Origin of the sequence: Flocculibacter collagenilyticus, from assembly GCF_016469335.1 — a bacterium.
GTDB lineage: Bacteria > Pseudomonadota > Gammaproteobacteria > Enterobacterales > Alteromonadaceae > Flocculibacter > Flocculibacter collagenilyticus.
Genome location: NZ_CP059888.1, coordinates 789,440 through 807,692 on the forward strand (window position 1 = coordinate 789,440; position 18,253 = coordinate 807,692).

Below are 18,253 nucleotides of genomic sequence, written 5' to 3' on the forward strand. Positions count from 1 at the left end.
CATACATAATTTAACTTGCACGCTGTTCAATGGTGCCAGTACATAACTGCTTTGCATGGTTTACTATTTTTAAAGCGTTTTTATCCCAAAGTAAGCCTTTCTCATCAATAGTTTGATTAGCTTCATAGGATAAACGCTGCATTAAATCGGGCTGTGCAATAAATTCGCTAATTTTTTCTGCACATGCTTCGGTATTTTCTGGTTCAAACAATAATGCATTTGTGTTGTGCTCAAGCAGCTCTTTAATATTTTCTTGCGCTGGCGCAACAATAGCTAACCCTGTTCCTAAATATTCAATCATTTTTAGTGGCGATGCATACGGCACCACTGAAGGTTGGATAGCAATATCAATTTTTTGTAGCTGTGCTGGCATTTCTTCCCGAGACACTAAACCTGTGATCTCAACACGTTCGGCAACTCCAAGTGTTTTTGCGAGTTCGCGGATGCCCGGGATAGCAGGGCCGTCACCCACAATTAATAGCTTTAAATTTTTGTCAGGCTCATTGGCGATTAGGTTCACCATGTTTTCCAATTTATGCCATTCACGAACAAACCCGACAAAACCAATTGTAATTTGATCTCCAGGTTCCTTCACTTTTGCTACTTTAGGCTTAAAGTAATCACGATTAATCCCGTTGTGTATTACCTCAATACGGCTAGGCAATACGCCATAAGACTTAACGATGTCAGCCAACACTTGTGTAACAGGAAGTACTTTATCGGCTTGTCGCCATACATAGCGTTGAGACCAGCGCGCTAATGCAGGTAATGCAATGCTATTAAATTTATTTCGCTCTTCAAGCAGTGGCGCATTTACTTCTAAAATTAATGGGATGCGGAATAGCTTTTTCGCCCAGATACCAGCAGGTGTATAAAGGTTATAACGTTCATAAATGAAGTCTGGCTTGTGCTTTAAGATTGCTTTACTTAACTTAAAGAATGCGATGAAACTATAAAATAGCTCAAGAATTTCATATAACGCAGTCGGTAGCTTAGCTTTAAGTTTTGAAACCCAGCCGCCGTCACCTCCAAAAGATTGGTTTTCAGCAACACTTGGAGCGACAACGATTACTTCTTCACCATTTTTTCTTAGTGAGCGAATGATCTCTTCGATGTGTACGTATTGACCATCTTTAGAGGCAATACGGTGATGATAAAGAATTTTCATAGTTCCCAGAACTCCTTCTCAATATATGGGCCAACAATACGATGGATTTTTTCGATATCATCAGCTGATAGCTTTTGTTTCCAACTATGTGCTGCCTTTTTAGGATCTTTTGAGGTTGAATAATAGCTTTCTGAGTGTGAAGACGTAGACTCGTGTAAATACGCTTTTACCTGTTCATCATAAGGTAAGCCTAAAAAGTTAAACACTTCGGTAAAGTTATTTAGTGGGTCATTACACAGTTCTTCATAATGGAACATTTTACAATTTTCCAATTCACTGCTTTTTTCTAATTGCTTGTAATAAATTAGCCAGCGCCAAGCTAAGCGCTCGACAGGTTCCATCGCTTTTATTTTATCAATAGTTAATTCATGTTCTTTGGCTATGTCGGCACCCAAAATCTTTTCAAATAAGCCCCAGTTTTCATAGATATGAGTATGTGAAGAGAACTTATTACTTGCTTCACCTTTGATCTCTGAGTTAATGACTGCACACGGGTGACGAACCAGCATGACTATTTTTAAATCGGGTTTAGCTTTAGCAAGCGCGGCTACACGGCCCATCGATTCGATCGATTTCCAAAAAGTCACATGATTTTTCGGCTTAAATAGCATAGGGGCGGTATCTGTGAATTTAGCTGATACACGACCAAGCGACTTAGCTGCAAAAGTTGACATGCGGTTAAAGTTCAATTGAAACGAATTTAAATATTGCTTAGGAAAGTAGGGTAAACGGCCTTTTACTTTTAGGCTATTTACGCTTTCAATGTTATTAAGAAATGTTTGTAATTCAGACTGATAATGAATGGCCTCATCACTATTGACGATCTGTGGCACATTTAGTCGCCTAATACTGTCTGGCTCGTGCAGATAATAGGTTTTAGGGTGACTATCAATGGCCTTAGCAACCCAAGTGGTTCCTGATCTTGGCATGCCTAGTAATGCTATCATTATTATTCTATCTCCAGATTATCTGTACCTTGATTGGCGTTAATTAACATCGAAAAAACGTCATGTTGTTTTTGTGATGTGCTTAACCAATCAAACTGTTCTGCATACTTGCGTGTTAAGGTTCTATCAATGTTCTTGTTGAGTAACGCTTTGATGCCACCAGTAAGTGCAGGAACGGTTCGATCAACTAACATTCCGGCATCTTCATGGGCGACAACTTCTGGGGTACCCCATAAATTTGTAGCAACGACAGGAGTACCGCATGCCATTGCTTCAAGTAATACGTTTGCCCAACCTTCTTTACTGGACGCTAATACGAGTGCGTCGGCTGCTTGATAAAGCGTTTTCAATTCATCTTGGGATAAAGCTCCCAATAGTTTCACTCTGTGTTGTAAGTTTTCTGCGTCTATTAGTTGCTGTAATTTTAAATGCTCAGGGCCGTCACCAGCAATGAGTAAGGTGCACTCTGGTAGTGCTTTCATTGCCTCGATTATGAGCTGATGTCCTTTTAGCTCAATAAGCCTACCAACACTTGCAATTAGGGTTGGGTGTTCGTTTGCAACATTAAATGTTTGTTTTGCAGATTGGCGCTCAGCTTCGCTAAGTGGTGTAAAAAACGTTAGATTTACACCATTTCGAACCGTATGCGTTTTGTTCTTTACGGGCGCGATAGTAAATAGTTGGTTTTTTAGTGCATCGCATACAGTAAACACAGCGGTCGCGCTGTTGGCAGCCCAGCGGATCATGCGTTTAGCGATAGGATCAGCAGGAATGGTATGAATATCAGTGCCCCTTGCCGTGATCACAAGTGGTACATTCAGTATTTTGGCAGCTAAAGCAGTGGCAACGCCGTCAGGAAAAAAGTAATGACTATCGATTAATTCAAAATCATAGCCTTGGCGTTTAATTTTACGACAAGCCAGCAAGATTGAAATAAATAAAAATAGTGGCGTAATGTACATACCAATTTTAGGGATCACTAAATATCTAGGGTGATATACATCAATGCCATTCACTTTTTCGTGCGCTTTTACATCTACATACTTTGCATATTCAGCAAAAGGGCCTCGTTTTAACTTTATTGGAAACCACGGTACAGGCGCAATTACTTTAGCCTGAACATCGGGGCAGTCGTCCAATAAATGACGAAGCCTGTTTCGAATGAAGACCCCATGTTTAGGTTCTTCATTATTAGGGAACAGCGTTGTGATTGTGAGTATTTTCATGGTCGCCATCACATTGTTTGTTGCTGAGTAATGCTGCGCAAAGCGAGCATTATTTCGCTCGCTCTAAAAACGACTCAAACATCATCATTGCCCATAACATTTGGCCGTTTTCTTGCGTGCCATTGATGTGGCCATTAACCATATTTGTTAACGTTGCAGGATCAAAAATGCCCGTATCCATTAATTTACCGTTTAACACGCGTTGCCTTAATTTATCTTTTAGCGGGCCTCTAAACCAGTTCGATATCGGCACCCCAAAGCCCATTTTATCGCGATAAAGCACATCATGAGGCAAATGCGATTCTAATGAAGATTTAAAAATGGCCTTACCGTTACTGCCATGTAGTTTGTGATGGCTTGGAATTTTATTCGCCCACTCAAGGAATTTATGATCTAGAATCGGAACTCGCACCTCTAGGCTGTGCGCCATACTGGCACGGTCAACTTTGGTTAAAATGTCGCCCGGTAAGTAGGTTTTCATATCGAGAAACTGAATAAGCGCAAGCGGGTCTTCGCTATCAAAGTTATCGGCATGCCGTTTGAATACATTTAATGAGTTATAGCCGGCTAATTCTTTTTTAAACGAGTCAGAATAAAGTGCATTTCTTCTTGCTTCTGGTATCAAAGAAATAGTGTGCATATACGCTTCTAGTGCTTCACGCTGCAAAGCTTGGAAAGTTGACTTTGCGCGAAGGAACTTTGGTGCCCAATCCATTTTAGGGTAATAGTTACCTAGCAAATTGAATAGTGGAGAGCGAATGGCCTTTGGCACATAACCACGTACTTTTTCTTCTAGCATGTGCCATTTATGACGTCGGTAGCCAGCAAATAATTCGTCACCACCATCACCAGACAAACATACCGTTACGCGCTTTTTAGCAACTTCACATACTCGGTATGTTGGAATGGCAGAGCTGTCAGCGAATGGCTCATCGTACATGTTGGCAAGTTTATCTATTAAGTCGAAGTCGTTAGAACCTACAATTTCTACTTGATGATTTGTTTTGTAGCGGTCAACCACCATGTCGGCAAACTCAGTTTCATTGTAATTTTTTACATCAAAACCGATGGAACAAGTATTAACAGGCTTGTCGCCTTGAATCTCAGACATTAAAGCAACTATAGCGCTAGAATCGACCCCGCCTGATAAGAAGGCTCCCAGTGGCACTTCTGAAATTAAGCGAATATCAACCGCTTCTTTTAAGCGGTGAATAAGCTCTTCTTGAATATCGTCAGAAGATTGCGTTAATTGCTCGGCAAAACTGGCTTGCCAATATTGTTGCAACTGTGGCTGATATTCACCTGCTTTGATTGTTAAATGAAACCCTGGCTCTAGCTTATGTACTTGTTTGTAAATAGTACGTGGTTCTGGGATATAACCAAATGAAAAATAGTCTTCCACGGCAAGCGGATCTATTTGTCTGTCTAAAAGAGGGTGTTGCTCTAATACTTTCAGTTCAGAACCAAAAATAAACTGGCCATTAGCAAGTTGAGCATAATAAAGTGGTTTAATCCCCAGTCTATCGCGCGCGATAAAAAGTGTGTGTTGCGCAAAATCCCAAATGGCAAACGCAAACATGCCTCTTAGTTTAGTAACGCATTCTTTGCCCCAAGCCGCCCAAGCCTGCAAAATAACTTCAGTATCAGAATGAGTAGTAAAGGTAAAGCCGGCATTAATCAGCTCTTCACGAATTTCCATGAAGTTATAAATTTCGCCATTAAAAACAATAGCGGCAGAGCGTTGTGCATTAATGAGTGGCTGCTGGCCACTAGACACATCAATGATTGAAAGTCGTCTGTGAGCAAAGCCTATTGGCCCTTCAATAAATGTACTGCCTTCATCTGGCCCTCGATGGAATTGAGAGCCATTCATTTTTTCTAGTACTGATGTTTCAATTGGTGCTTGGTTTTGTGTATCAAAGATACCAGCGATACCACACATTCATCTTTCCTTAATTTAGCACGCGCTTTGGCGATATAATTTATTGTATGCTGCCGTCATAACCTGAATGCTGAAGTGCTCTTCAGCTCGTTGTCGACTGGCTAAACCATGTTCAATAACAAGATCATCTGATAGTGCATATTTGAGCATGCTAGCGGTTAAAGCGCTAGGGATATTAGACGGTATTATGTCACCGTTATACTGGTGTTTTACTAAATCTGCATTTCCGCCGACATCAGTGGCGATAATTGGTAATCCACATGCCATGGCTTCTAAAATGGTGTTAGAAATACCTTCTGCTAGCGAAGGTAGGATAAAAACATCAAACGTTTGCATTAAAGCAGGGACGTCACTGCGGTTGCCTAAAAAAATGACGTTGCTTTGGCAGTGACTTTTCGCGGCAATGGCTTCAAGCTGAAGGCGTTGGCTACCGTCTCCCACAATAACCAATTCTGTTAAGTCAGCTAATGTTGGCTGTTGCTGTAATAATTGAATATATGCTTCTACCAGCAACTGCTGGTTTTTTACTGACTCAAGTCGCCCGACAGTCGCAAAGCGCAGTTTGCCATTTGCTCGTATCGAATGAGATACGTTTGGTACAGCGCAAGTTGTGTCGGCAGTCCCTGTTTTTGCATATGCAGTATTCTTTACAGAAAACTTTTCTAAATTTACGCCATTACAGATATGTTGAATACGCTTTTTCGTGATGCCAATAGTGTCAGTGAGATAATCAACTGCTTCAGAAGAAAGTGCTACATACCGATGGATAAATAAACTCATTATTTTTCTTAACCACTGATACTTTTTATTAGTGCCATGTAAGTCATTCATATCCCAGCCATGCTCTCCGTGGATACGAAACGGCACCCGAGATAACCAACCAACAAATTGGCATTCTAGTGAAGCGGTGTTGCGTGTATGCAAAATATCAGGTTTTATTTTTTTTAGTAGCTTTCTCAGCCTAAAAAACATTGCAAAGTCATTACCTGATTTTTTTTCTAAATTATAAAAGCTAACATTGTTGTTTTTAATGCGTTTACAGAAGTCTTCATTGTAGCCAATAAGCGTTACTATGCTGTGACGATACTCACTTTCAGGTAAATGGTTAATTAAATTAACCACGCCGTTTTCTAACCCACCTGTATCAAACCTGTGGATGATATGTACGATATTGATTGGTTTAGCTTTCGTCATGATATAGCACAGGCTTTGCAAGAGTATTGAATGAGTTTTGCATGTACGTTGCTAATTGTGCTTTAGCTTGTGAAATGCTTTCAGCATTCGAGGCAGCACTATTAATGGCTACTGAACCAGAGAAGTACAGTCCATCTTCAGGCAACGTTAAAATTCTATCAAAAGCTTGGCGTAATTTTACTTCTAGCGAATTACTACTCAAAATAGAACGTGTATAAAAAAAGTAGCTGACTAATCGGCGATCACCGCTAATGGTGGCAATTTCGATAGCGGGTAACGTATGAGCTTTACCTTCAAGGTTAACAGTTAGCTGATGCTTGGCCGCAAAAGCCCAACGGGACTGATTGTAATGGCGATTTTGCGCATTTATTAGCTCTTGGGTTTGGCTATTACCTTGGTAATAAGCAAGGTAAAACGAGAAGTCTTGTTGCTCACCCATTAATTGTTTAGACGCATTTTTGAACGTTGACGTCCACATATCAGGATGAAGATTAACTTCGTGCGAGCGGATATGAGAAAAATGCGCACTTGGAGGGCTCATGGGTGTTGTTAATAGTTTTGCATACATGGCAATACAAGCACCAACGATAATGCTAGCCGTAATCGCGACAATGTGACTTTTAGAGGTTGTGGTTTTATTTTTGTCGATATCAGGGTGCCCAATAATATCGAAATTATCTCGCCATATATTACCAACCCAAAACATAATAAAAATAACAATACCAAAGAAGATCCAACCATAAATTAGATGGTCGACACCTGTGGCGTACTTCATATCTGATAGATGAGCAATCATGACGATGCCGTAAGCTCGAATGCCATTGGCGATGATAGGTAATAAAGTCGCAAAAACAATAAAGATAATTTGCTTATGCAGTTTGTTATAGGTTAGGTAGGCATACAGCGTACCTAATGCAGCAGAGGCGATTAAATAACGAATACCTGAGCAAGCAACTGCAACTTCAAATAATCCGCCAGGAATGGCAATGTAGAGAGCTTCACGGTAAACAGGGATATTGGTTAACTGTAATGAAAAAACAGTGATGTCAGCCGTGATATTTTGTAATTGCGGAATGAGAAACTCACCAATAGGCACACTGAAAAGTATGTAACAAAGTGGAAACCAAATATGTTTAACGGCTTGATTACCAATGACTAGCCAAATCATTAACGGCAATATAGTAAAGGCGGCAAGTTGCTCTAATGCTAGGGTTGTAGACGTAATCCCTAATAACCAAATGAATAGTACCAAAACAATGGGAATACTCACCCAAAAATTAGGTTTTGACTGTGTGTAGCTAAGTACTTGTTGTTTTTGCCAAATTAAATACGCACTTATTGGTAAAATTAAAAAGCAATGCGCGAAGGTGTCTGAACGTTGCCAAATAAGTACAGCAGACTCTATCGTTGGGTAAAAAACGCCAGCCCAAACGAGGGTAGTAGCAACAATCAATAATAACACTTGGTTCAGTGAACTTTGCTTAGTTTGCACTGCTAGCTGTTCCATTAAGTAACTCCTGCAACGGTGCTAAACTGGCGCTCCATTGAAAATTATCTTCAATCCAGCGGCGGTTAACCGCAGATTTCTTGGGCTGAGCTAAGCATTTATTTACATAACCTGCAAACTCAGCGTCAGTATCAGCTAAAAATACATCAGGACTGTTAGTTTCAATACCTTCAAGAGCCATTGATGTAGTGACAACGGGTAGTTGCATTGACATTGCTTCTAGCAGCTTATTTTGAATGCCTCTTGCGATTTGCAGCGGGGTTACCGCCACTTTTGCTTGCGCTAAATATGGCCTCACATCGGCAACTCTGCCTGTAACAGTGACCCCAGTGTGCGTTTCTAACGCTTTAACTTCGGCTGTTGGGTTTCCACCCACGATGTAAAAGGATGTATCAGGATGCTGTTCAAGTACTGATGGCCATATATGAGTACAAAACCATACAACAGCATCTACGTTTGCCCAATAATCCATTGCACCAGTGAATACTACATCGACAGTGTCGCTTTGTTCCAGTGAGTCAAAATCAGAAGTGATGTCAAAATATTCTTGGTTTACACCGTTTAATACCGCATGCACTTTATTTTTTAAAGGCGCTGTTAAACTTTGCTGATATTGGCTGGCTTCTTGAGGGGAAACGAACACACTATGATCAAATGCATCTGTTATTTTATGCTCGTACCTTGCTAAGGTTTTAAATTCACGCTGGTAAACCCACTTCATTATTCCCGAAGTGTTTTTCGCGTATTGGCGCCATTTGTCAGAATCAATATCCACGAAGTCAATAATACGATCGATTGCACTGAACTGTTTGTCGTCAATGTATTGGGCCATTGAAGAGGAAAAGATAAATGCTTTTTCGATATTATTATTTGCACAAATATCGTTAACCCAATTTTGCATTTCACCGTCATGATAATAAGGAACGGAAAGAGGGGCGTTAGAAAGCAAAGCGCGAGATGAGCGAACCGTTGCCCACTTTTTATTTAAGTTGATACATTTTACTTCACGGCAGTATTTATCTAACTCGCTGGTATATTGCCAGTCAAAAGGATCATCAATAAAGCAACCAAGATAGATATCAAAGTGCTGACTTAAAAACTTTAATATATTAAACGAGCGAATTTTATCGCCTTTATTAGGCGGAAAGGGAATACGATGGCATAAATATAATAACGACGGCATAACGTTACCCTAAGTTTTTAGCTAAAAAAGGACCAATGAACTGACTAACGGCAAGCGGTAATTTTTGCCACGCTTTTATAAACATTTGGTATTTAGGGTTATTAGGGCTTAAGTTAGGAACCGCATCAGCTTTTACTAAGTAATAATAATAGTGCAATGGCTTTGGCTCCATTCCCCAATGCTTTTTATATTTATAAGCGCCTGAATCTACTTTACTACGACCAAAGTCAAAATAGTTACAATGTTTATTTTCACTGGCATGGCACATTAATTCGTAATACATAAAGTCATTACTTTTTAGTGCGCGGGCTTGATACGCCCCTCCACCGTAGTAAGGTAGTACTTGCTGTTTATAATAAAAGCTCATTACGCTTGAAACAGGCTCACCATCTTTCTCAATGGTAAGTAACTCACATTGTTCAGGGAAGTATTGTTGTAATAACTTAAAATATTTTTTTGAAAAAACAGGTGTACCTAAGTTTCTAACACTTTGTGAGTAAATATTAAAAAAACGATTTACGTTATCGTCGAAGGCGACATCTAGCTCGCTGGCTTTAGATTGGCGAATGACAGCGCGTTGTTTCTTCTTTACGTTCGCTAAAATCTCTTCAGGTGTGTCAGCGAGATCACAGCCGAAATATGCATGCGCGCTTTTTTCATGCCAATGAGATTGTTGTTCAGCACTAAATTCACGTGGCTGTTGGTAACGTAACTCTAAATAATCCACCTTCAGCGTATCAGCCAGTTGCTGAGCATGGATTTCTAGCGCGGATAGAATCTCGCTATTGTTCGCAATAGCACCACCATAAACGCAAAAGGGAGTACTGACTAGTGCGTTGCCAAATAACAAGCTTTTACAGTGTACTAAAGGCAAAACACCAACTATTTCACTATTATCATCACATGCATAAATGTAATGCCCTTTGTGCCCGCATGCGAGCGCAATGACATCTTGCCATTTACTTAAATGGAAAAAGCTACCCTGTTCATGTTGATCAACATAGTTATCCCACTGTTTAGCAATTGAATGCGAATTGCTATCAAGCTGTTTTATTTGAAATGCCACTTCTGATTCCCTTTTCGATGTCATCTTGATAAGTTTGATAAATGGTTGACCAATTAAAGTCGTTAAGTAACTTGTCCATTTTACCTTCCATCCGCGACAAATTTACATAGTGTCTGAATTTAGACTTCAAACTACCTGCATTGATTCGCGGCTGCTTTGGGTCTACCTCCCAAGGGTGATAGTAAAATGAGTAGGGGATTGATTTCTCATCTAAATAACGCGTTATAAAGTATTTGCTTAGCCAATACGGCGCTAACCTAAAATAACCGCCGCCGCCGATAGGCAAGTTTTTTCCACGCACGTTTAGGGTTGGAATAGGAATTTCAAGAATCCCTTCTGGGCGCATATAGGGGGCATCCGGCCAGTCTGGTGTACCATAATGGTCGTGCTGTACAGGGTAAGTGCTTGAACTGTAAACGAACCCTAATTCAGCTAATACTTCAAATGCCCACTCGTTTTCAGGAGAAATTGAAAAGCTTGGTGCTCGGTAGCCTCTGATTGGTTCACCGATAAGATCTTCGAGTAGATTCTTTGAGCGTGATACGTCATCTAGAAATTGCAGTCGTGTTTGATCCGTAGCTCTTTGATGCCAGTAACCATGACAAGCTATTTCATGGCCTTCAGCATGGATCTTTTTAATTAGCTCAGGGAAGGCGTCAGCTACCCAGCCTAAAATGAAAAAGGTGCCTTTCACATTGTGGCGAGCGTATTGTTGTAACACTTGTTCAGTACTAATTTGGACGCGAGGCTCAAGTGTTTTCCAATCTTTTCGGCTAATTGCCTTTTCAAACGCTGACACATGAAAGTAATCTTCTACGTCTATTGTGAGTGCGCATAAAGGCTTATTCTTATTATTAATCGATTGCACGTTAGCGCCCCTTACCAAATAGCACAACTTCAACAGTACGGATCAAGATTAATAAATCTAACAAAATACTTTGATGCTTAATGTAGTACAAATCAAACTTAACTTTTTCAAATGAGTCGTTAAAACTTGCACCATATGGATACTTTAGTTGTGCCCAGCCCGTTAAGCCCGGTTTTACATTATGACGGTGATTATAATATGGAATAGATTGCGCTAGCTCTTTCACAAACTCTGGGCGTTCAGGTCGTGGACCTACAAATCCCATTTCACCTTTAATTACATTAAACAACTGAGGCAGTTCATCAATACGATATTTGCGGATAAAACCACCCACTTTGGTAATTCTAGAGTCACCTTTTTGCGACCATTCTGCACCGTTTTTCTCTGCATCAGGGCTCATGCTGCGAAACTTTAAAATATTAAATAAATTACCGTCTAGTCCCACACGTTGTTGGCGATAAAGAACAGGTGCTTTTAACCTATATCCATCTTCTAACATGATAGCGATGGCTGCGAATATCATTAATGGCCATGTAAATATGAATACGACAACAGCTAAAACCGCATTTAGCACATAGTCTAGGCTATTACGAAGGTAGTTATTTGACTCAAAGCCATTGGAGTATATAAACCAACTTGGATAAATAAGATTGACGGCAATCTGTCCAGTTTCACGTTCAATGAAGTCCAAAATATCGGAAATATACACGCCACTCATTTTACAATTAAATAATTGCTCTACGGGTACATCGTTTCGGCGTTCGTCAGATGCAATGACAATTTCACTAATATCATGTTGTTGAACATAGTTGAAAAGTTCGTGTTGATAATCAATGGTAATGATTTTTTCTTTTCTTATTCCTTCCTTGTCGCCTTTGGTATTCACAAAACCAACAAGTTCGAAGCCTTTGCGATCGCTATCACGGCGCATTCTTTTTTCAATAATTGAGGCTCTTTCTCCAGCGCCTAAAATGAGCACTTTCGGCTTCGCAAATAGGCTAAGGCTAATATCGGGTAAAAACACACGAAAAATGATTAAAAACAGCAGTGCAATAGCAATAGTGACGGGTAAAAATGAGGCGGCTAAAGGAAGCCCTTTAAAAATGTAAAAAACGAAAAGCTCAATAACAAAGTAACTAATTGCAACGCTTACAAATAAGCGTCTCACAATGTCTCTTTGTGATGCGCGAAGTTTAGGGTCGTACAATCCTACCGACAAATTGCACAGTGAGACCATTAAAGCCACAAGGCTAACGTTTATCACTATACGAAAAATAGAGTCATCAATTGTTTCAATAGCATTAAAGGAGTCGAAAAGTACATGTAGTAAATAGGAACTGAGGCCTGCAAATGCGACCAACAAAATCTCTAATAGGATAACCAAATGGTTTTTAAATTTCCCATTGGAGCTGTTGTTTCCTTTTATCATAAAAAGCGGTCCCTTAATTACATCTAAATTAGTTTCAGAAAGATTCAAATTAGCATGATTTTTATTCAATAATACTAGAAAACTACTAGTAAGCTACTGCAAAAATCTCTATTCTAAAGTCTGTGTTTTATAAAGTTTTTTTAAGATTATTTTAAAACTAATTAGCCACAAAATGTGAACATAAAATTAATCTAATTAGCATAAATAATTCAATTATCTTTGTTTCACCAAAGAAGCTTACTATGTTATCTTTGATGAGATTATACACAAGGCTTTTTCTATTAATTTTAAATTATTTTTTTAGTCAACTAAAAGTAAAAAAACAGTTGAAGGGAATTTTCATGACTGATCCGATCTGTAAGTGCGATAAAAAACTGATTGCTAAGGGTTTTTCTGTTTTGTTTGGGGCAGTGTCGCTTGTAGGTTGTAGTGTTAACACATTACCGCCAGCGACGACGATAGCATCTCAAACCACGCATGTGTCTAACTATAAATATTTAATTGGGCCTGGTGACAATGTGCAGATATTTGTTTGGCGCCATCCAGACATTTCCGGCAGTTTTACGGTTCGTCCAGACGGTATGATTACCACGTCTCTTGTTGAAGATATTCCTGTGGCGGGAAAAACACCCACAGAAGTCGCTAGGAAAGTAGAAGAAACACTGTCTAAGTTTATTCGCGATCCTGTTGTGACAGTTAGCGTAAGTGCATTTAATGGGCCTTATTCAGAGCAAGTTAGAGTTATTGGCGAGGCAACAAACCCGCAAGCAGTTAATTATGTACAAAATATGACGCTACTAGACGTTATTATTCAAGTAGGTGGATTAACAGAATTCGCTGATGGTAACGATGCGGTGGTAGTACGTATTATTGATGGTATTCAAAAGGAGTTTAAAGTTAGAGTTGACGACCTTGTGAAAGACGGTGAGATTTCTGCGAATGTAGATATGTTACCTGGCGATATTTTGATAATTCCTGAAGCGTGGTTCTAACTCACGTTTTTAACCAGTATAATAGTCGGCTGTGTAGCTACGTAATGGTGTTGTAAGGTGTATTAATGCAGGAATTAAATCAGACGATTGAGTTGATTCTCAATTATCTAAAGGGAATTTGGATAAAAAAGCGATATATCATTATCGCTAGTTGGTTAATATGTCCGATTGGGTGGGCATATGTTGTGTCTTTACCAGACACATACTCTTCAAGTGCAAAAGTATATGCGGATACGAGAAACATGTTACAGCCACTGTTACGTGGTTTAACGCTATCTTCTAATCCTGATCAGGAAGTATTGCATATTGCAAAAACGCTATTTAGTTGGGACAACTTAGAAGATATAGCACGTGAAGTTGATCTCGATGTGAGAGCAAATAATCAAACTGAGTTTGAAAAAATTGTAGATGAGTTAAAGTCGAATCTAACCCTAAGCTCTACTGCGCGTGAAAATATTTTTACTATTTCGTATAAAGGCGAGTCTCCCGAACTTGCACAGAAAATTGTACAAACAACGTTAGATAAGTTTGTTGAGAGTACCCTAGGTAAAAACCGTGAAGACTCTGATGTTGCTGAAGCCTTCTTAGATCAACAAATTAAAGAGTACGAAACGCGCTTGTACGAAGCTGAGCAGCGTTTAGCTGACTTTAAACGTAAGCAATCTAAGATAATTCCTGAATCATCTAATTACTACGAGCTACTTAAAGAAGAAAAGAAGAAGCTAGCTAATGCAACACTCATTTTGCGAGAGCTAGAGTCTCGTTATGAGTCTGCGCAAGCCCAGCTATTAGGTGAAGAGCCAGTTTTTGGGTTGTCGCCTGAAACAACAGGCCCAAGCCGAGCATCGATTACTACTCAATTCGACGCTCGTATCTCTGCGCTAGAAAGCAAGTTAGATGAGTTACTTATTCGTTATACTGATCAACATCCTGAAGTGCAAGAAACGCAGAAGCTATTAGTACGTTTGAAAAAGAGCCGAAAAGATGAGCTAGCTGAAATAGCAAAATCTATGGCTGAGTCTGACGGTACATCTAGTTATATGTACGATGATTTAAATGCCAACCCTGTTTATCAAGAAATGAAAATTACAGTGGCTAATCTTCGCAGCGAAATGGCATCAATAAAAGTGCGTGTGGAAGCATTTCAAAAGAATGTTACTGAGCTAGAAGATAAAATTAATTTAGTGCCAAGTATGGAAGCGGAACAAACAGCATTAAACCGAGATTACGGCATTACCAGAGATAAATATCAAGAGCTATTGCAACGCAAAGAATCAGCTCGACTATCTCGTGAAGCTGCAAACTCGACTGATGATGTTACGTTTAGAGTCATTGACCCACCTAAGTTACCCAAAGAGCCAAGTGGCCCAATGCGCGGCTTGTTATATACTGTAGTATTAGTAGCAGGTTTTGCAGTTGGTATCGCAATTGCGTTTATTATGAGCCAATTAAAACCCGTGGTCCTGCGTGCAAGTCAACTTAAACAAATTACTGGATTACCAGTGTTTGGTGTTGTCTCGCATACCGATGGTGATCTTATTAAGCATCAGATGCGCAGAAAGCTAATTACGTTTGCTGTTTCTTGCTCGGCAATAGTGTTTATTTATGCCACCTTAATGGCGTTTGAGTTCATATTTGGCGGTATGCCGACTCACCTTATTGCGAGGTTCTTATGAGTACAATAGAAAGAGCGTTGCAGAAGCAGCGTGAAGCGGCTGAGAAAGCAAAAAAAGAAAGCGCTGCCAAACAAACAGATAGCAAAGAAACGTCAGATGGTCAAAGCACCATTGAACGTGCAGGCCAGCACTCAGCTACAATGTCTGCCAATAAGGAGGCAAGTAGTAATGAGGTGAAAGTTGAGCAATCAACCTCACCAGCTGAACATAAAGAGCCTATGCAAAGTGCACCACCTGAGCCTGAAAGTCAGGATGTATCTGCGGATGCATTACATAATACCGGTGCTGAAAGCGTCCCAACAACTGAAGAGGTAGCAGTTAAAGACTCTAATAATCAATCTATAACGTCGGCTAATAAAAAAACGCTATTTATTGATATTGAAGAGTTAGAGCGAAACGGGTTTGTTTCTGGTTCTAGCACAAGAACGCGGGTGAATGAAGAGTTTCGCTCTATTAAACGAAAACTGCTTAATAATGCTTTTGGTCCACTGAAGGACACGGTAGAAAGCCCGAATGTGATCATGGTATCAAGTGCTACCTCGAATGAAGGTAAAACGTTTTGTGCGGCTAACTTAGCCTTATCAATTGCGCTTGAACAAGACGTAAAAGTACTGTTAGTGGATGCAGATGTAATTCGTCCTGCTTTAGATAAAGTACTTAATTTTAACGTTGAAGTTGGGCTAGTTGAGTATTTAAGGGGCAAAGAAAAGTCTGTTGAGAATATTATTTACGATACCAATTTCAAAGAATTGCGTATCATTCCTGCAGGTAATCCGCATCACTTAACGACAGAATTACTGGCAAGTGACAAAATGCGCAACTTGGCAAATGAGTTTGCCCGACGTTATCCAGACCGTATTGTTATTTTTGATGCACCACCAATGATAGGTGTGAATGAGTCAGCGGTATTAGCAACATTTTCTGGGCAAATATTAATTGTTGTAGAAGAGAATAAAACACAATTAAGTAGCTTAACTGAAGTAACTGAACTATTGCCTAAAGATAGAGCTGTAGGCTTTATTGTTAACAAAGCAATACGCAGTGCTTCAGAAAGGTATGGCTACTATTAATTCCTAATCAATAAGGTTAAATTATGCTAGGTAGCGCTTTGCTTCCTAGCATTTATTTCGGTGTTTAAGGGAATGCAATCTTGATAATAATAAAATGGAAAAAGTCTAAAGTAACACAGCATGTGTTGATGGCGATTTCTACCTTATGTCTAAGTAACGCTTATGCTGGCAATCTTGAAATTGCGCCTGCATTTGATCTTGAGTTACTTGCTTATGATGTTGATGGATCATCAACGATTAATGAATTCGCATCTCAGCCATCTCATGACAATGCGTTACAAATGCATTCTATACTAGGTGTATCTTACCAAAGCGCTCATCTTGACTCTCAACTACGAATAAAAAATCGCTATATAGAGTTAGATAAAGCGGATGATAATCGAAGCTACACTAATATAAACTTCAGAAATACACTCTCTTTTTTCTCTGATCGAGTGTTGCTCGGGCTTAACAGCCAGAAGAGTCATCGAGTCTCTGATAGCCGTTTAGGTTATTTTTCAGATGGCATCGCTTTTGATAATTTAACAGATTTAACCACTCATTCTGCCAGCCTTACCATGCGCACAAAACCAAAGGTGTCGCGTTATACCTCTTTGCAATTAACCGCGACTGATACCAAGTCGGGTGCGGGTAGCTTAGAAAATAACTCTTTTGCTATTGATGGCGCTAGCTATGGTGCTGAATTTACCGCGGGTGGCCAATTTGGCTCTAAGAGTTACTGGGGTGTGACACTTAGTAAGCGAAAAACTAAGCGTGAACGCTTTGAAGACTTCACCTCTGAAGATGCATCGATACGTTTAGGTGCGCCCATATGGGAGCGCTTGCGCTTTGTTGTACAGGCAAATCACAATGAATCATCGTTAACTGGCAATCGCTTTGGTGACAATGATCCTAACTCTACCAGTTGGGGATTCGGCTTCGAATATGGTGATATCAGGCGCTCCTATGTAGGTGTGCTTTATAATTTCCGTAACTCTGGGCAAATCGATGACGACTTTTTTAGTTATTATATCAACCTTGTTCCAAGCGAAAGAACTTCTGTTTTTGCTGAGTATACGAAGAAATACTATGGCATATCAAAACGTTTAGATGCGTCTTGGAAGCTTAAGCACTTTCGCTTAAACGCGACTTTCAATGATGATGTGACGAGTTATTCACAAACCCAATTTGCGCAAGTCGATCTTGGCTTATTTGTCTGTCCTTTTGATCAACCATTTGATATTGCGAACTGTTTTCAGCCTGACTCGATTGATTATGAATTAGCACCAAATGAAGTTAGCGCTAACTTTTTTGAGACACAGCCTGTATTAACTGAACAGGTGTTGTTACAAAAAGTCGGGCAAGTAAATATGTCATACGAGTTTAGAAGATTGACCATTGCAGCCAGCGTATTTACGACCGAACGTGACTTTTTAGAAAGCAACTTCTTGCAAGAAACGCAAGGCTACAGTGTGTCGCTTAAATGGCGAGCGGGACGACACGGCCGCTTTACAGCTACCAGCCGTTTTTCTGAAGTAGAGTATGAAAGTGAGAGTAGGGGGGATGATAACCGCTCTAACGCACTTACGTACGCCCACACGTTGTCGGCTAAGCTAAGTGTGGCATTTACTCTTAGTGAAAATGAGCGAACATCAACGACGCTAGAGAATAACTTTTCAGATAAGCGTGCCAGTTTAAAAGTAGGTTATCAATTTAGGTAACACGGTTGGATGGTTTTGCTGTATTCAAGAATGATAAACCCCATAATTGCTTATGGGGTTTATAAGTAACAAGTACTGCTTATTATTATAGCTATTTTCGTCTATTTATTATTTTCATTTATAGCAGGCTTATTAATGCCGCCGCGAAAATTAAAATGATTAGCGCTTCCTGTTTTTTATACTTGCCAGGATAAATGGACTGTCGTCGTTCGTGCATAGCCAAATTCCTTCTTTAAAATTTAACAAATACACCCTGTGTTACCAATATCCTTTTATGTCCCTTAA

14 protein-coding genes are annotated in these 18,253 nt (G+C 39.7%); 4 read left to right on the forward strand and 10 right to left on the reverse strand.

The annotated features are described in order from the left end of the window. Nucleotides 1-10: 10 nt before the first annotated feature. The 10 genes from HUU81_RS03390 to HUU81_RS03435 are packed head-to-tail and all read right to left on the reverse strand — an operon-like array spanning nucleotide 11 to nucleotide 12,530. Nucleotides 11-1,168 carry a glycosyltransferase family 4 protein gene (locus HUU81_RS03390; protein ID WP_199610869.1) on the reverse strand — a complete coding sequence of 386 codons (1,158 nt, stop codon included), beginning with the start codon at nucleotides 1,166-1,168 and terminating at the stop codon, nucleotides 11-13. Then, nucleotides 1,165-2,115 (reverse strand): sulfotransferase, encoded by a 951-nt coding sequence (locus tag HUU81_RS03395; RefSeq protein ID WP_199610870.1) that lies wholly within the window; start codon nucleotides 2,113-2,115, stop codon nucleotides 1,165-1,167. Before HUU81_RS03395 ends, HUU81_RS03390 begins: the two co-directional genes overlap by 4 nt. 2 nt (nucleotides 2,116-2,117) lie before the next feature. After that, nucleotides 2,118-3,341, reverse strand: a complete 1,224-nt coding sequence (locus HUU81_RS03400) for a glycosyltransferase family 4 protein (RefSeq protein ID WP_199610871.1) — start codon at nucleotides 3,339-3,341, stop codon at nucleotides 2,118-2,120. A 49-nt stretch (nucleotides 3,342-3,390) separates the two neighbouring features. Then, nucleotides 3,391-5,283 carry an XrtA/PEP-CTERM system amidotransferase gene (locus HUU81_RS03405; protein ID WP_199610872.1) on the reverse strand — a complete coding sequence of 631 codons (1,893 nt, stop codon included), beginning with the start codon at nucleotides 5,281-5,283 and terminating at the stop codon, nucleotides 3,391-3,393. A 15-nt stretch (nucleotides 5,284-5,298) separates the two neighbouring features. Continuing rightward, on the reverse strand, nucleotides 5,299-6,477 hold the full coding sequence (locus tag HUU81_RS03410; protein ID WP_199610873.1) for a TIGR03088 family PEP-CTERM/XrtA system glycosyltransferase: 1,179 nt from the start codon (nucleotides 6,475-6,477) through the stop codon (nucleotides 5,299-5,301). After that, nucleotides 6,464-7,984 (reverse strand): exosortase A, encoded by a 1,521-nt coding sequence (gene xrtA, locus HUU81_RS03415; RefSeq protein ID WP_199610874.1) that lies wholly within the window; start codon nucleotides 7,982-7,984, stop codon nucleotides 6,464-6,466. Before xrtA ends, HUU81_RS03410 begins: the two co-directional genes overlap by 14 nt. Then, nucleotides 7,959-9,167, reverse strand: a complete 1,209-nt coding sequence (locus HUU81_RS03420) for a TIGR03087 family PEP-CTERM/XrtA system glycosyltransferase (protein ID WP_199610875.1) — start codon at nucleotides 9,165-9,167, stop codon at nucleotides 7,959-7,961. The genes xrtA and HUU81_RS03420 overlap by 26 nt, the downstream gene beginning before the upstream one ends. A 4-nt stretch (nucleotides 9,168-9,171) precedes the next feature. Continuing rightward, on the reverse strand, nucleotides 9,172-10,233 hold the full coding sequence (locus tag HUU81_RS03425) for a FemAB family XrtA/PEP-CTERM system-associated protein (protein ID WP_233520563.1): 1,062 nt from the start codon (nucleotides 10,231-10,233) through the stop codon (nucleotides 9,172-9,174). Further along, nucleotides 10,208-11,101, reverse strand: a complete 894-nt coding sequence (locus HUU81_RS03430; RefSeq protein WP_233520564.1) for an XrtA system polysaccharide deacetylase — start codon at nucleotides 11,099-11,101, stop codon at nucleotides 10,208-10,210. Before HUU81_RS03430 ends, HUU81_RS03425 begins: the two co-directional genes overlap by 26 nt. Before the next feature lies 1 nt (nucleotide 11,102). Beyond that, nucleotides 11,103-12,530, reverse strand: a complete 1,428-nt coding sequence (locus HUU81_RS03435; RefSeq protein ID WP_199610877.1) for a TIGR03013 family XrtA/PEP-CTERM system glycosyltransferase — start codon at nucleotides 12,528-12,530, stop codon at nucleotides 11,103-11,105. Between the two features lie 341 nt (nucleotides 12,531-12,871). Here HUU81_RS03435 and HUU81_RS03440 point away from each other — a divergent pair, with 341 nt between their 5' ends. The 4 genes from HUU81_RS03440 (at nucleotide 12,872) to HUU81_RS03455 (ending at nucleotide 17,968) form a co-directional block, all read left to right on the forward strand. Further along, nucleotides 12,872-13,522, forward strand: coding sequence for an XrtA/PEP-CTERM system exopolysaccharide export protein (locus tag HUU81_RS03440; RefSeq protein ID WP_199610878.1), 651 nt, complete (start codon nucleotides 12,872-12,874; stop codon nucleotides 13,520-13,522). 65 nt (nucleotides 13,523-13,587) lie between these two features. Further along, nucleotides 13,588-15,198 carry an XrtA system polysaccharide chain length determinant gene (locus HUU81_RS03445; protein WP_199610879.1) on the forward strand — a complete coding sequence of 537 codons (1,611 nt, stop codon included), beginning with the start codon at nucleotides 13,588-13,590 and terminating at the stop codon, nucleotides 15,196-15,198. Further along, nucleotides 15,195-16,268 (forward strand): XrtA-associated tyrosine autokinase, encoded by a 1,074-nt coding sequence (locus HUU81_RS03450; protein WP_199610880.1) that lies wholly within the window; start codon nucleotides 15,195-15,197, stop codon nucleotides 16,266-16,268. The genes HUU81_RS03445 and HUU81_RS03450 overlap by 4 nt, the downstream gene beginning before the upstream one ends. An 80-nt stretch (nucleotides 16,269-16,348) precedes the next feature. Further along, on the forward strand, nucleotides 16,349-17,968 hold the full coding sequence (locus HUU81_RS03455) for a hypothetical protein (RefSeq protein ID WP_199610881.1): 1,620 nt from the start codon (nucleotides 16,349-16,351) through the stop codon (nucleotides 17,966-17,968). Nucleotides 17,969-18,253: the final 285 nt, after the last annotated feature.

What these genes read in the sequence shown, in the direction of transcription:
- HUU81_RS03390 (WP_199610869.1), bottom strand. Translation starts at nt 1,168, where the DNA reads ATGAAAATTCTTTATCATCACCGTATTGCCTCTAAAGATGGTCAATAC.
- HUU81_RS03395 (WP_199610870.1), bottom strand. Translation starts at nt 2,115, where the DNA reads ATGATAGCATTACTAGGCATGCCAAGATCAGGAACCACTTGGGTTGCT.
- HUU81_RS03400 (WP_199610871.1), bottom strand. Translation starts at nt 3,341, where the DNA reads ATGAAAATACTCACAATCACAACGCTGTTCCCTAATAATGAAGAACCT.
- HUU81_RS03405 (WP_199610872.1), bottom strand. Translation starts at nt 5,283, where the DNA reads ATGTGTGGTATCGCTGGTATCTTTGATACACAAAACCAAGCACCAATT.
- HUU81_RS03410 (WP_199610873.1), bottom strand. Translation starts at nt 6,477, where the DNA reads ATGACGAAAGCTAAACCAATCAATATCGTACATATCATCCACAGGTTT.
- xrtA (WP_199610874.1), bottom strand. Translation starts at nt 7,984, where the DNA reads ATGGAACAGCTAGCAGTGCAAACTAAGCAAAGTTCACTGAACCAAGTG.
- HUU81_RS03420 (WP_199610875.1), bottom strand. Translation starts at nt 9,167, where the DNA reads ATGCCGTCGTTATTATATTTATGCCATCGTATTCCCTTTCCGCCTAAT.
- HUU81_RS03435 (WP_199610877.1), bottom strand. Translation starts at nt 12,530, where the DNA reads ATGATAAAAGGAAACAACAGCTCCAATGGGAAATTTAAAAACCATTTG.
- HUU81_RS03440 (WP_199610878.1), top strand. Translation starts at nt 12,872, where the DNA reads ATGACTGATCCGATCTGTAAGTGCGATAAAAAACTGATTGCTAAGGGT.
- HUU81_RS03445 (WP_199610879.1), top strand. Translation starts at nt 13,588, where the DNA reads ATGCAGGAATTAAATCAGACGATTGAGTTGATTCTCAATTATCTAAAG.
- HUU81_RS03450 (WP_199610880.1), top strand. Translation starts at nt 15,195, where the DNA reads ATGAGTACAATAGAAAGAGCGTTGCAGAAGCAGCGTGAAGCGGCTGAG.